The sequence below is a fragment of the Pelosinus sp. sgz500959 genome, assembly GCF_042610375.1.
In the GTDB taxonomy this organism is placed as follows: domain Bacteria; phylum Bacillota; class Negativicutes; order DSM-13327; family DSM-13327; genus CTSoil-075.
In genome coordinates this window covers 171304-184514 of record NZ_JBGJZL010000006.1, presented here as the reverse complement: position 1 = coordinate 184514, position 13211 = coordinate 171304, and the positions used below count along the sequence as shown (strand labels likewise).

At 37.9% G+C, this 13211-nt stretch carries 11 protein-coding genes and 1 riboswitch; of the genes, 9 read left to right on the top strand and 2 right to left on the bottom strand.

What is annotated here, in order from left to right; translation table 11 throughout:
- Window positions 1-89 precede the first annotated feature (89 nt).
- The 7 genes from ACAN52_RS11450 to ACAN52_RS11420 all read left to right on the top strand — a co-directional run bounded on the left by ACAN52_RS11450 (window position 90) and on the right by ACAN52_RS11420 (window position 7582).
- Window positions 90-1886, top strand: coding sequence for a bifunctional homocysteine S-methyltransferase/methylenetetrahydrofolate reductase (locus tag ACAN52_RS11450; RefSeq protein ID WP_378954906.1), 1797 nt, complete (start codon window positions 90-92; stop codon window positions 1884-1886).
- 133 nt (window positions 1887-2019) lie between these two features.
- Window positions 2020-2203: riboswitch (cobalamin riboswitch) on the top strand.
- 193 nt (window positions 2204-2396) lie between these two features.
- On the top strand, window positions 2397-3104 hold the full coding sequence (gene cobI, locus ACAN52_RS11445; RefSeq protein ID WP_378954905.1) for a precorrin-2 C(20)-methyltransferase: 708 nt from the start codon (window positions 2397-2399) through the stop codon (window positions 3102-3104).
- Window positions 3105-3231: 127 nt separating this feature from the next.
- Window positions 3232-4200, top strand: a complete 969-nt coding sequence (locus ACAN52_RS11440) for an ABC transporter substrate-binding protein (protein ID WP_378954904.1) — start codon at window positions 3232-3234, stop codon at window positions 4198-4200.
- Window positions 4190-5206, top strand: coding sequence for a FecCD family ABC transporter permease (locus tag ACAN52_RS11435; RefSeq protein WP_378954903.1), 1017 nt, complete (start codon window positions 4190-4192; stop codon window positions 5204-5206). The genes ACAN52_RS11440 and ACAN52_RS11435 overlap by 11 nt, the downstream gene beginning before the upstream one ends.
- A complete protein-coding gene (locus tag ACAN52_RS11430) occupies window positions 5207-5998 on the top strand; it encodes an ABC transporter ATP-binding protein (RefSeq protein WP_378954902.1) in 792 nt (263 codons plus the stop codon). It abuts the gene before it with no gap.
- A gap of 4 nt (window positions 5999-6002) precedes the next feature.
- Window positions 6003-6842, top strand: coding sequence for an ABC transporter ATP-binding protein (locus ACAN52_RS11425; RefSeq protein ID WP_378954901.1), 840 nt, complete (start codon window positions 6003-6005; stop codon window positions 6840-6842).
- Window positions 6842-7582, top strand: coding sequence for an ABC transporter permease (locus ACAN52_RS11420; RefSeq protein WP_378954900.1), 741 nt, complete (start codon window positions 6842-6844; stop codon window positions 7580-7582). Before ACAN52_RS11425 ends, ACAN52_RS11420 begins: the two co-directional genes overlap by 1 nt.
- A 122-nt stretch (window positions 7583-7704) precedes the next feature.
- On the opposite strand, the gene ACAN52_RS11415 is transcribed toward ACAN52_RS11420, so the two are convergent.
- Window positions 7705-8871, bottom strand: a complete 1167-nt coding sequence (locus tag ACAN52_RS11415) for a M20 family metallopeptidase (protein WP_378954898.1) — start codon at window positions 8869-8871, stop codon at window positions 7705-7707.
- 192 nt (window positions 8872-9063) lie between these two features.
- Here ACAN52_RS11415 and ACAN52_RS11410 point away from each other — a divergent pair, with 192 nt between their 5' ends.
- Window positions 9064-10029 (top strand): metal ABC transporter substrate-binding protein, encoded by a 966-nt coding sequence (locus ACAN52_RS11410; protein WP_378954897.1) that lies wholly within the window; start codon window positions 9064-9066, stop codon window positions 10027-10029.
- A gap of 64 nt (window positions 10030-10093) precedes the next feature.
- On the opposite strand, the gene ACAN52_RS11405 is transcribed toward ACAN52_RS11410, so the two are convergent.
- Window positions 10094-10795 (bottom strand): heparan-alpha-glucosaminide N-acetyltransferase, encoded by a 702-nt coding sequence (locus ACAN52_RS11405; protein WP_378954896.1) that lies wholly within the window; start codon window positions 10793-10795, stop codon window positions 10094-10096.
- 258 nt (window positions 10796-11053) lie between these two features.
- Between ACAN52_RS11405 and ACAN52_RS11400 the strand changes: the two genes are divergently transcribed.
- Window positions 11054-13126, top strand: coding sequence for a PAS domain S-box protein (locus ACAN52_RS11400; protein ID WP_378954895.1), 2073 nt, complete (start codon window positions 11054-11056; stop codon window positions 13124-13126).
- Window positions 13127-13211 lie beyond the last annotated feature (85 nt).

Sequence of the window (13211 nt, the reverse complement as noted above, 5' to 3'; positions counted from 1 at the left end):
ATGTGGATGTTACATGATATAATTGTATTAAAGGCAAAGCATCATTGCTTTGCCTTTAACGTTATCTTTTTTTAAGAAGGTGGATAAGCATGATCAATATAAGAGAGTATTTGCAGGACAATATTTTGATTACAGATGGTGCCATGGGTACCTATTATGCTCAACTAACTGGTAATTACGATGAATTACCAGAATATGCAAATGTTAATAATCCAAAAATCATTAAACAAATTCATAAAGAGTATATGGCGGCAGGTGCAAAATTAATCAAAACGAATACTTTTTCGGCAAATCCTCTTGCCTTAGATGTTTCAAAAGCGAAATTAAAGGAACTCATTATTGCTGGAATTGATATTGCACATGAAGTGACTGCCAATAAAAATATATTCGTGGCAGCAAGTATAGGACCGATACCAGAAATGGCTGATCATATCCACATTGATCAAGAAAAGATTATGGCTGATTATCAATTTATCGTCGATGTTTTTTTGGAGCAGGGCATCAAAATATTTATTTTTGAAACTTTTAGCGATGTAGTCAATCTTGGAGAAATTAGTAAATACATCAAGGCGAAAGATCCCAATCTATTTATCTTGACTCAATTTGCAACGACTCCAGAAGGATTTACTCGTAAAGGGATCAGTAATGAGCACATTGTAGCTGAAGTGAAAAAAACGAAAAATATTGATGCTTATGGATTTAATTGTGGTGTGGGTCCCACCCATCTTTATAATTCCTTGCAAAAAATAAATATGGGTGAGGATATTGTCGCCGTAGCCCCCAATGCAGGATATCCAGAAATTATACATGAAAGAACAGTATATATTCAAAATCCGGATTATTTTGCTGAAAAGATGAAGGAAATTGGTGAATTAGGCGTAAAAATTTTAGGTGGATGTTGTGGTACGACTCCTATTCACATTGAAAAAATGGCAGAATTAATTCATACTGGTTCAGATCGATATGTGCCCAAAGAACAAATTGTAACAAAAGAAAAAGTCATTTTTGGAGTGAATCAGTTAGATGGTTTTGCTGAAAAAGTAAAACAGGATCAGTTTGTCATCGCTGTAGAATTAGATCCACCATTTCATGCAGATGTTGAATTGATGTTAGATAATGCGCGAGTTTGCAAAGAGTCAGGTGTGGACGTGATTACGATTGCTGATTCACCCATGGGCAGAGCTCGGGTCGATTCAATCATGATTGCTGCAAAAATTAAAAGAGAGGTCGGAATTGAGGTAATTCCTCATGTATGTTGTCGAGATAAAAATTTAAATGCGTTAAAATCCTCTCTACTTGCGGGTTATGCTGAGAATATCCGCAATATATTAGCCGTAACGGGTGATCCTGTTGCCATGGCAGATAAAAATGATATAAAGAGTGTTTTCAATCTTAATTCATTTAAATTGATCGAACTGATTGCTACAATGAATCAAGAAGTATTTGCTGGACAACCGATTCATATTGGTGGGGCATTGAACTTAAACGGACTTCACCCTGAAGTTGAGGTAACGAGAATGGGTAAGAAAGTGGATAGAGGGGCTAAGTTTTTCTTGACCCAACCTATATTTGATGAGAATGTCATTCACTTATTACCACAACTCAAACAGGATGGGAAAGCTAAAATTTTGGGAGGAATCATGCCGCTGGTTAGTTATCGCAATGCTCATTTCTTGAATAATGAGGTGGCAGGAATTCGAATACCAGAACATATTTTAAACCAATTTGATAAGAATATGGCAAAAGAAGAAGCCGAACTTCTAGGAATTGAAATTGCCGTAGATCTTGCTAATAAAATGAAAGATCATGTACATGGATTTTATTTTATTACACCATTCAACCGAGTTGAAATGATTAGGAAGATTATAAAAAAACTCAATCTATAACGGACAGAAATAAGTTTTACTTGAGATTGTTAGAATTATCTTTACTCATCTGCTCTAGGATCGAGAGAAGAATGATTTGTGGTTGACAAGTTAAAATATTTGTTATAGAGTTGTAAATAGAGAACTCTGAAAATTACATATTGATGGTGTAGGTGCCCTTGGGGGCTTAATAGGGAAGTCGGTTAAAATCCGGCGCGGTCCCGCCACTGTAATGGGGAGCAAATCCATGTATATGCCACTGGGATAAAGTATCTTGGGAAGGTATGGATAAGCTACGATCCAGAGTCAGGAGAACTGCCTATATGACAATCACCGTTATGACCTGCGAGAGATGGGGAGGGGGTTCGTACAGTTGTACTGTATGTTGTGTCAAAGCGCAGTTGTGTGTTGACATGTTCATGGTTAAAGTACTGTTATAATTGTAGACATCCACATCTTCCGGTTAGTATTAACGGAAGATGTTTTTTTACGTTAATTTTCAATGAATACACAGATTTTAAGGAGGATATTATGTCAGGAATTTTTTATGGTGTTGGTGTAGGACCAGGAGATCCAGAATTACTTACTTTAAAAGCAGTAAAGGTGATACAAGCAGCCGATGTAATTATTGCTCCTAAGACTGAGAAAAAAGAAGATAGTACAGCTCTATCGATTGCTCGTCCTTATTTAAAAGAAAATGTTGAAATTTTAAAACTTGTTTTCCCTATGGTTAATGATGCTAATACCTTAACAGAAGCATGGGCAAATAATAAAGTAGCCATTCTTGCAGAACTGCAAGCTGGGAAGAAAGTTGTATTTTTGACCTTGGGTGATCCTATGTTTTATAGCACTTATATGTATATTTATCGTTTATTAAAAGAGTCTGGTTTTGGAATTGAAACAGTACCTGGCGTGCCAGCTTTTTGTGCCATTGGCAGCCAATTAGGCCAGCCTTTAGCAGAAGGAACCGATGTACTTAGCATTATTCCAGCAACGATGGAAGATGAAGATATGGATAAAATCTTGGCTTTATCGGACAATGTTGTTTTAATGAAAGTCTACAAAAATTTCACGCAAGTGGTAGAAAAATTGAATCAACATGGTTATGGTGATAATGCAGTCATGATTAGTAAATGTGGATTACCTGACGAGCAAATTAGTTATAACTTAGATGAAGTTGATGGAACGCAAGTTAATTATCTAACAACAATTTTAGCAAAAAAACGCAAACTTGGTTAATAGACCATTTATTTGCCGGAATAAATAGATGAATTTTTGCCGGATATTTTTATCCGGCATTTCTTACGAAATGAGGCTTGGCGCAAGCCAAGTTTTCTTTATTTTTACATCTGGAAGGGGTGTTTTTGTGAAACGTAAACTAATTTATTTAGCTTTTATCATTAGTATGATCAGTTTGATTTTTTCTGGGTGCAGTTCTCAGGCCAAAGAAAAAGCAATCACTCAGACGAGCACTGAATATTTACGTATAACTGATGATGCAGGGCGAACTGTAGCGCTGCCACAAAAACCACAGCGCATTGTGGTGTTGTCAACATCGTTTTTAGATGTGTTATATGGGGTTGGTGGTCAAGCTGTTGGGAGACCTAGTTCTAAGAGTCCTGCTGTTTTCCCAGCGTCGCAGAATGCATCTGAAATCGGATTTATCTACAATGTGAACAATGAACAAGTCTTAGCCTTACAGCCTGACTTAGTCATTGGTTTTCAGGGGATTCATGAAAAAATAATTCCTATTTTAGAAAGTAGTAAAATTCCTGTCGTGATGCTGAAGATGAAAACCTTTGATGATATCATAGCTAAGATAAAATTATTTGGTGATATTGTAGGCACACAGTCCGAGGCGCAACATCTAATTGATAACATGCAAGTAGAGATTAATAAAGTAATTGCAAAGTTACCTGCCCAAAGTAAAAAAGTTGTTATTTTGCATGCTACGGCTAAAAATGTCACAGTAGAGCTTGATAATAGCATTGCAGGTAATATAGCAAAAATGTTAAAAATTAAAAATATCGCATCTGGCAGTAAGCCGCTTGAAAGCGATCCAGATATCGCTCCTTATAGCTTAGAGAAATTAGTTGAGGGAGATGCAGATGCAATTTTGGTTGTGACCATGGGTAATATGACGGATATTGAAAAAAGAATGAAAAGTGATATTGCAAGTAATCCTGCGTGGGCAGGATTGCGTGCCGTAAAAAATGACCAGATATTTTTTCTGCCATCTGAACTTTTTCAATTAAATCCTGGCATTCGTTTTCATGAATCCGTAGAATATATGGCGAAAGTGATCTATCCAGAGGTTTATGGCAATGTCAAATAGAAATTTTTTTTCATATGCTGGATTGCGTGACCGAGGGATTTGGCGAATTTTTATGTTACTCATATTTACCTTATTAGCAGTTGGCGGTATTATCTTGAGTTTAACCAAAGGGGCTTTGGCGATTAGTTTACAAGATATTGTATCTGCCATTATTTCTGACCAGTCAGGAGCAAATCGACAAGTTATTTGGAATATTCGTCTTCCAAGAACCTTAGTTGGTGCTCTTGTTGGTATTAATCTGGCCCTTGCAGGAGCTATACTCCAAGGAGTGATGAAAAATCCTTTAGCTGATCCTCATATTATTGGTATTTCATCAGGAGCAGGTTTGGCGGGGGTAACGATTCTGATACTATTTCCTCATCAAGAGTATTTAGTGACTCCGATTGCTTTTGTAGGTGCTATGGCGGCGGCGATTTTTATTTATATACTTGCCTGGAAAGGCGGCATTCGTCCAGTCCGTATTATTTTAGCCGGGGTAGCCGTTTCGGCATTTTTAAACTCAGGTATTTCGGCTCTGATGGTTTTTTATAGTGATCGCGTCCATGGCGCTCTCATGTGGATGGTAGGGGGCTTATCGGCGCGTAGTTGGCCTCATATTGATATTATCTTGCCCTACACTATCGTGGGCGGGATTTTGGCACTACTTGGTGCTAGGCGACTTAATATTTTAAATTTAGGGGATGACATTGCTCGCGGTCTTGGCCTTAATGTAGAAGTGTCAAGGATTGCCTTAACAGCAGTGGCAGCTTTATTGGCAGCAAGTGCTGTCAGTGTCGTTGGACTTCTTGGGTTTGTCGGTTTGATTGTACCCCATGCGGCACGATTGTTAGTAGGTTCTGATTATCGTTATTTATTACCTGCTTCTGCTATTTTAGGCGTGGCTGTTGTTACTTTAAGTGATACCTTAGCAAGGGTGGCATTCTCCCCTCTTGAGATTCCAGTCGGTATTATTATGGCTTTTGTCGGCGCACCTTTTTTCTTGTATCTCTTAAGGAGGGATGCATAAATGACAATCATGAACACACAAAATATAGCCGTGGGGTTTGATGGGAAAAGCGTTCTAGAAAACTTAACCTTAGAAGTTGAAAAAGGACAGATTATTTCCATCTTAGGTCCGAATGGTTCAGGTAAAAGTACACTACTGAAAGTCTTATCACGCAACTTAAAACCAGATCAAGGTAATGTTTATTTAGATGGACAAAATTTGACTGAGCTGAGTAATAAAGTCATTGCCCGAAAAATGGCGGTTTTACCCCAATCACCAGAGGCTCCGAAAGATTTAACCGTGCGAGATCTAGTAGAATACGGCCGTTATCCTCATCAACAGTGGTGGCAGGGAAAGTCGCAAGAAGATGATGAGTGTGTCAGTTGGGCTTTAGTGCAAACTGGTCTTGAAGAAATGTCAGACCGGATTGTCAGCACTTTGTCTGGTGGTGAACGCCAGCGGGTGTGGATTGCCATGGCATTAGCGCAAAAACCAGAAATCCTATTACTTGATGAGCCGACGACTTATTTAGATATTTGTCATCAATTGGAAATTATGGAATTGTTGGCAGAGTTTAATCGTGTGCATAGGATTACTGTTGCTATGGTACTTCATGATATTAATCATGCTGCCCAGTATTCGGATTGTGTTGTAGTCTTACACCAAGGGAAAATTTTTGCTGTAGGCAGGCCTCAGGATGTGATTACATCACATACCTTGCGCACAGTTTTTGGCGTTGAGAGTGAAATAAAGATTGATAACTTAGGTAAACCAGTTGTACTCATTACAGGTTTAACTAAAAAAAGAGGATAGAAGTATGATTCATATTGAAGAGTTAGTTAAAAAATTTGATGATCGGATTGCGGTTAATCATTTGTCTTTGGACATTGCCCAGGGCGAAATTTTTGGATTATTGGGTCCAAATGGAGCCGGTAAAACCACAACCATTCGAATGCTCACCATGTTGACCAAGCCAACGTCAGGTAAAATTATGATCGATGGCTGTGAAGTGGCCCACGGTGGCCCCTGTGTGAAAGCTGTAATTGGCGTAGTGCCTCAGCATTTTAATTTGGATATTGATTTAACGGCATGGGAAAACCTTGAACTTCATGGCAGGCTTCATCATATGCCGGCAGAGGTTCGGAAAGAGCGAATTACTGAACTATTAGAGTATGTAGAACTCAGTGATCGTGCCAATGATATGGTGCAAAAATTTTCAGGGGGCATGAAGCGGCGTTTAATGATTGCAAGAGCTCTTCTTCATCGACCTAAAGTTTTGTTTCTAGATGAACCGACAGTAGGTCTTGATCCTCAGGTGCGCAGGCGCCTCTGGGAATTGATTCGTCGTTTAAAAGGAAAGGGACTGACTGTACTGTTAACGACTCATTATATTGAAGAAGCAGAAAGTTTATGTCAGCGAGTGGCGATTTTGGAAAAAGGCAAGTTAATTGCGCTGGATAGTCCAGTCGCCTTGTGTCAACGTTTAGGTGCTTATGTTGTAGAGTGGGATGAGGCAGATGGTTGTAAAACAAAGTTTTTTGCTGATCGTGCTATGGCTTCTGAGTTTGCTGGGACACTTACAACGACGACAACCTTACGCCAAACCAATTTGGAAGATGCATTTGTTGAATTGACAGGGCGAAAGGTGGTAGGCTAATGCTCTATGATATTTGGACAGTCTTTTGGCGGGATTGGTTAGTACTGAGGCGGCGCATTGGACGGTTTATTTTATCCCGTATGGTTTCGCCTATCTTATATCTTGTTGCCTTTGGTTGGGGACTTGGGCGTAGTATTCAAGTGAATCAAGGGAGTTATTTGGATTTTATCGTACCTGGTATTATTGCGTTAAACTCCATGAATATTAGCTTCATTTCAGTGGGTAGTCCTTTAAATATGAGTCGGTTATATCATAAAACCTTGGAAGAATATTTAATCGCGCCTATTGGTTCTGCCTCCTTTGTGATTGGTAAGGTACTGGCAGGGGCGCTGCGAGGTTTGATTTCATCCGTGATTATTATTGCCTTAGCTTATGCATTTGGTGCTCATTTAACGATTAATGTCTGGTTCTTGCTCGTCTTAACATTGAATTGTTTGGTCTTTGCTTCTATGGCATTAGTGGCCGCCATGATTATGAATTCTCATGAAGATATGGCCAATTTTAATACCTATGTACTGTTACCGATGTCATTTTTGTGTGCTACATTTTTTGTCCCAGATCATTTGCCAGTTCTCTTGGCTTGGGTGATTAAAATATTACCTCTTACACATGCAAGCCATGCCTTACGATCTATTTCTTCTGGTGGTTCAGTGCCTATGACTTCGATCTTTATGATGGTAAGCTATATTGCCTTATTTATTAGTACTGGGGTATGGCTAATGAAAAAAGTACGTGAATAAGCATGTTAGGCTTATCCACGTACTTTCTAGGGAATCAGAAAGTATTTTACTATTTTGATTGTAAGTAAAAATGACTAGAGATTTCCTCTAACTTTAAGAACTTGGCGTAAGTCAAGTTCTTTTTATTTGAGAAGTGTAAGGGCTGCTCGCGTCATAATTTCGACTCCATGAAAGAGAGCTTTTTCATCCATATCAAATTTAGGATGATGCTGGGGATAAATAATCCCCTTCTTTTCATTGCCAATACCGACGAACATAAATGCCCCAGGAACTTTTTCTAAGTATTGGGAGAAATCTTCGCCACCCATTACAGGATTGATTGTAAGAACCTTCTCGCTGCCCAGTGATTCTGCACCAGCGTCAGCAAGTACTTTGCTGATGTCGGGATGATTAATCACGGGTAGAAAACCTAAATGTTTATCAAAGGTAAAGGTAGCACCTGCTGCTTGGCAGAGGCCCATAGTGACTTGCTCAATACGATCAAAGAGGGCTGTTCTCATTGTTTCATTAAATGAACGAACTGTACCATTTAAGATGGCCGTATCAGGAATAATATTAAAAGTATCACCGGCTTTAAAGAAACCAAGGGAAATAACAGCTTGTTCCATTGGGTCAACATTGCGGCTGACAATGGTATTGAGTGCTACTGCGATTTGTGCGCCGACCAATAGGGCATCGACTGTCTGGTGTGGCATGGAGGCATGTCCACCTCGACCTTTGATTTTGATTGTAAATTCATCAGGTGAAGCCATCATGGGGCCGTAGGTAATACCGATGGTTCCAACTTCAAGGGTTTGCCAGAGATGGGTGCCAATAATGCAGTCTACGCCAACTAATGCACCATCTGCAATCATCATTTCCGCTCCGCCAGGGAAACGCTCTTCACTAGGTTGAAATAAAAGACGAATCGTCCCTGAAAATTCATTTTTTAACTCAACGAGTGTTTTGGCTACACCAATCAGCATCGCAGTATGCCCATCATGACCACAGGCATGACACACACCAGGATTTTGTGATTGGTAAGGTTGATTGCATTCATCTTGAAGTTCTAAGGCATCAATGTCAGCGCGGATTGCTACGGTCTTGCCAGGTAATTTTCCTTGTAAATCAGCAATGACACCTGTGTTAGCAATTTTTTTTGGCTGAAGTCCAAGAGCTAAGAGTTCGTCCATGATTTTCTGTTGGGTATTAAATTCCTGGGCACTCAGTTCGGGATGAATATGAAAATGACGTCGTAAATTTACAATTGAATCATAATGTTTTTCAATAAGAGCTTTGATGATCGCCAATGTCTTTACCTCCGCTTATTCTTTTATTCTCATTATATACCTGTAGGAATGAAAAGATAAGAGGGGAGAGATAAATCCATTAGCATAAAGAGAGTGATTTAAATAATGAATTTTTTAGACCTTACTTTACATTGTAAAGAGGATATGATATTATTTGCTAGATAATAATATTCTTATTAAGGAGCGTGGATTATGAAAAAAGAGTGGAAAATTTTAGTGAGTGTCAGTATTGCACTGCTCGCTGTAGTTTTATTCGCTGGATGTGCTGGAAATAAGGTAAAAAATACTGAATCAACTAGTGGTTCCAAAATAAAAGTAGTTGCGACTGTATACCCTGTATATGAGTTTGTTAAACAAGTAGGTGGAGATAAGGTCGATGTGGTCATGTTGATTCCACCAGGTGCGGAGCCTCACGATTGGGAGCCGACTGCAAAAGATATTACTCGTCTTAAGGATGCGAAAATCTTTGCTTATCATGGATCAGGATTTGAGCCCGTTGAAAAATTGCTAACGAAAGATGTATTAGGTACGACTGTGCCAGTTCAAGTGAGCAAAGGTGTGGCGAAGTTAGCCGATCACCATGATGAGGATAAACATAAAAAAGATGATCATCACAAAGAGGATAAACATGATCACGAAGGGGATTCTCATATGTGGCTTGATCCTCTAGCCGCACAGCAAGAAGTCAATAATATTCTAACAGCATTAATCGCAGCGGATGAAAAAAATGCTGCTTACTATAAAGAAAATGCTGAAAAGTTTAATAAACAATTATCAGAGCTTGACCAGGAGTATAAACAAACCTTATCGACGATTGCGCGTAAAGATATCATTACAAGCCATGAGGCTTTTGGATATTTAGCTGCTCGTTATGGACTTAATCAGGTTGGTATTATGGGCCTTTCCCCTGATGCTGAGCCGACTCCAGATAAAATGGCTGAAATTACGAAGTTTTGTCGTGAGCATAATGTGAAATACATATTCTTTGAAACCCTTGCCAGTCCTAAATTAGCCCAGACGATCGCAAAGGAAACGGGTGCAGAATTGTTAGTATTGAATCCTGTTGAAAATCTAACAGAAGAAGAAATGAAACAAGGCAAAAATTATATCATGATTATGAGAGAAAACTTAACGAATTTAGTAAAAGCATTGAAATAACATAAAATAATACCCCGATTTTATACGTTGTATAAGATCGGGGTATTGCTTTAGCTAAAGGAGTTCATTGGTATACAGTATGAAAGAGATATAACAACAACAATAAAATAGGTTGATGTGTGAGATAGACAGCAAGAGAATGTTGACCAAGCCAACTAATTACAACTTCTGGTTGGTGATGAGAAAGCTTTGGGACAGAAAAATTTTTTTTATCTCCATACAAACTTTTTCCTAAGATGATACCAGATAAGAAGACCCCATACCAGGGGAAGATTGGGTAATAGTCCATTGAAATAAAAGAATTACTTCTAAGGCCAATTGGAAAGAGATAAGGGTTACTGATGTACTGGTCAGAAAATGTCGTGCCAATGATCAGCGTTGTACAGCTTAGGATAATGAGTCCATAGATTGGTAAGCGGCGTATAAAATGAGCAGATAGTAAACTGATACCGAGAAAGTGTAAAATACCGAAGCGGATATAATAGTTTTCATTGTATAGATAAGTTACTAGGGTCAATAACATAGCCCATAAAAAAACTTTTATACCATGTCGTGTACTCTTTTTTCCAAGTGTACTACTGACACCACAAATTAACATAAAAATGATAGCTGAGAGTTTACCTTCCAGATACCAAAAGCCACTTAAATAGTCTAGAGGATAGGAATAAAAATCTTTTAAGTCCACAATGAAGTGGAAGATAATCATTAGAATAATGGCAAGACCGCGAATAAAATCAATTTCCCAAATACGATGATGAATGATCATTTTAAACCTCCCATAAGAGCTATACATCATTTTAGCCAATCAATCTGTAAAAAGCAATGGGATATAGAATTTATATCAAATGCATGAAAAAAACGCATGGATATTTTAGTGAAAAATGGAGGCATCATATTTAATTCAGGTTATATAGCAGGTTTTGAAAAAGATATATCGAAATAAACAGTGAATTGAAAAAATATAAAATTATCGATGGAATTGAGAGGGATCATTCAGAAGTGAATGAGATAAGGCGGTGGTACTGTGAATGAGGTAAAGACCATATTCGAATGCACTGAGATAACAAAACAATATAGCGAGCAAGTCGATTTTTTGCAAAAAATTATTGATACCATCCCCCAGCCAATTTTTTTTAAGAATACAAATGGTGAATACCTAGGGTGCAATCAAGCCTTTGAAAAATTTCATAGACTGACTCGGGACCAAATTATCGGAAAAACTATCTATGAAGTAACAGCTGATGATGCGGCTCAGCTTTACCATCGTCAGGATGAAGCCTTATTTAGAAAACAGGAAGTTGATGTAGAGGAAAATATAATTATTAATGATAATCGTCTTTTTGTAATGAATAAAAAGACTTATTTAAATGATCAGGGCAGTATTGGCGGTCTTGTTGGCATTATTAATGATATTACAGAACTCAAAGAACACCAACAAGAATTGCAACGAAGCCAGGAACGTTTTAAGGCATTGGTAAATTCCATGGAAGATATCGTATTTACCTTAGACTTAGATGGCGTTTGTTCAGGATTTTATGGTCAGTGGGCGATTAACCTTGGTTTATCGGATAAAGAGATGAATAGCAAGAAACTCGATGCAATCTTAGGTGATAGTTATAGAGAATTTGAACAGAAAATTATCCCTAAGATACTGTCTGGACAACATATTCTGTATGAGTGTAGACTGAACTTGCCAACAGGTATGAGGGATATTCAGATATCCTTATCCCCTATATATGGCGAATATAATAAGATCGCCGGCATTGTGGGTGTCGGACGGGACGTTACTGTGCAGAAGATGGCACTAGAGTCTCTCGGGAAAAGTGAGAATATGCACCGTAGTCTTGTTGAGGCAACACCCTATGGTATTATTATGACGGATGTGAGTGGACAAATTCAAATGGCGAACCAGCATTCAGCTAGTTTACATGAATTTGATGACCCTGAAGAAATGCTAGGACGAAATATTTTAGCAATGGTGATACCTAAAGATCGTAAACTTCTTCAAGGCAAATTTTTTCAGGTTCTTGCCACGCAACAGGCACAAACTTTAGAATGTATGTTATACAAAAATAATGGTTCTTCTTTTATGAGTGAAATTCTGACTTCATCAGTACTCGATGAGCAAGGAAATCCTATCCTGTTTATTAATGCTGAACGTGATATTACAGAACGTAAAAAAATGGAAGATACTTTAAAAACACAAAATGAAGAATTACAGTCTATGTTATCTCAGCTACGCGCTGCACAAATGAAACTAATTCAACAAGAAAAATTGGCAGGGATTGGTCAACTGGCAGCAGGGGTTGCCCATGAAATTAATAATCCACTAGGATTTATTACAAGTAACTTTACTAGCTTGAAAAATTACGTAGACCGTTTAAGTATGGTTCTCAATGAATATCGAAATTTAGTACAAATCATAGAAAATAGTGATGGGTCTTCCCTATCTGAAAGTATAAACTTGATCCATAAAATAGAACGGGAAAAGAAAATTGATTTTGTATTGGAAGATATCAAAGATCTATTTAAAGAATCCACTGAAGGATTGGAGCGAGTGGGTAAAATTGTTACGGGACTACGCACCTTCGCTAGAATTGATCAAGATTCAAATTTTCAAGAATATGATTTAAATGCTGGAATTAAGAATACATTGCTCATTGCTAAAAATGAAATTAAATATTGGGCTAATGTAGAAGAAAATTTTAGTGATATTCCGGTCATTGAAGTCGTAGGTAGCTATATTAACCAAGTATTACTGAATATTATTGTCAATGGAGCCCAAGCTATTAAACAAAAAGGCACAGAAGAACTTGGATTGATTAAAATTACAACATACGCCGATGATGAATTTGTTTATTGTGAAATTGCCGATAATGGTATAGGGATTAGTGAACCAAATCAGCAGAAAGTTTTTGAACCATTTTTTACGACCAAACCCATCGGTCAGGGAACTGGTTTGGGACTCAGTATCTCATATGATATTATTGTGAATAAACATCATGGTGAGATTATTCTTCAGAGTATGATTGGTACTGGTACTACCTTTACTATAAAACTTCCGATTCATCAAGGACAGCAAGAGGAAGTCATATGACCATGATAATGATCTGCTAAACAAGGGAAAGTTGCACTATTTATTTAAAAATAAATGTCGATAAGTAATAATGAATGACAGATTC

Coding starts and splice junctions, on each gene's coding strand:
- ACAN52_RS11435 (WP_378954903.1), top strand. CDS start 4,190: ATGTCAAATAGAAATTTTTTTTCATATGCTGGATTGCGTGACCGAGGG.
- ACAN52_RS11450 (WP_378954906.1), top strand. CDS start 90: ATGATCAATATAAGAGAGTATTTGCAGGACAATATTTTGATTACAGAT.
- ACAN52_RS11410 (WP_378954897.1), top strand. CDS start 9,064: ATGAAAAAAGAGTGGAAAATTTTAGTGAGTGTCAGTATTGCACTGCTC.
- ACAN52_RS11425 (WP_378954901.1), top strand. CDS start 6,003: ATGATTCATATTGAAGAGTTAGTTAAAAAATTTGATGATCGGATTGCG.
- cobI (WP_378954905.1), top strand. CDS start 2,397: ATGTCAGGAATTTTTTATGGTGTTGGTGTAGGACCAGGAGATCCAGAA.
- ACAN52_RS11405 (WP_378954896.1), bottom strand. CDS start 10,795: ATGATCATTCATCATCGTATTTGGGAAATTGATTTTATTCGCGGTCTT.
- ACAN52_RS11420 (WP_378954900.1), top strand. CDS start 6,842: ATGCTCTATGATATTTGGACAGTCTTTTGGCGGGATTGGTTAGTACTG.
- ACAN52_RS11430 (WP_378954902.1), top strand. CDS start 5,207: ATGACAATCATGAACACACAAAATATAGCCGTGGGGTTTGATGGGAAA.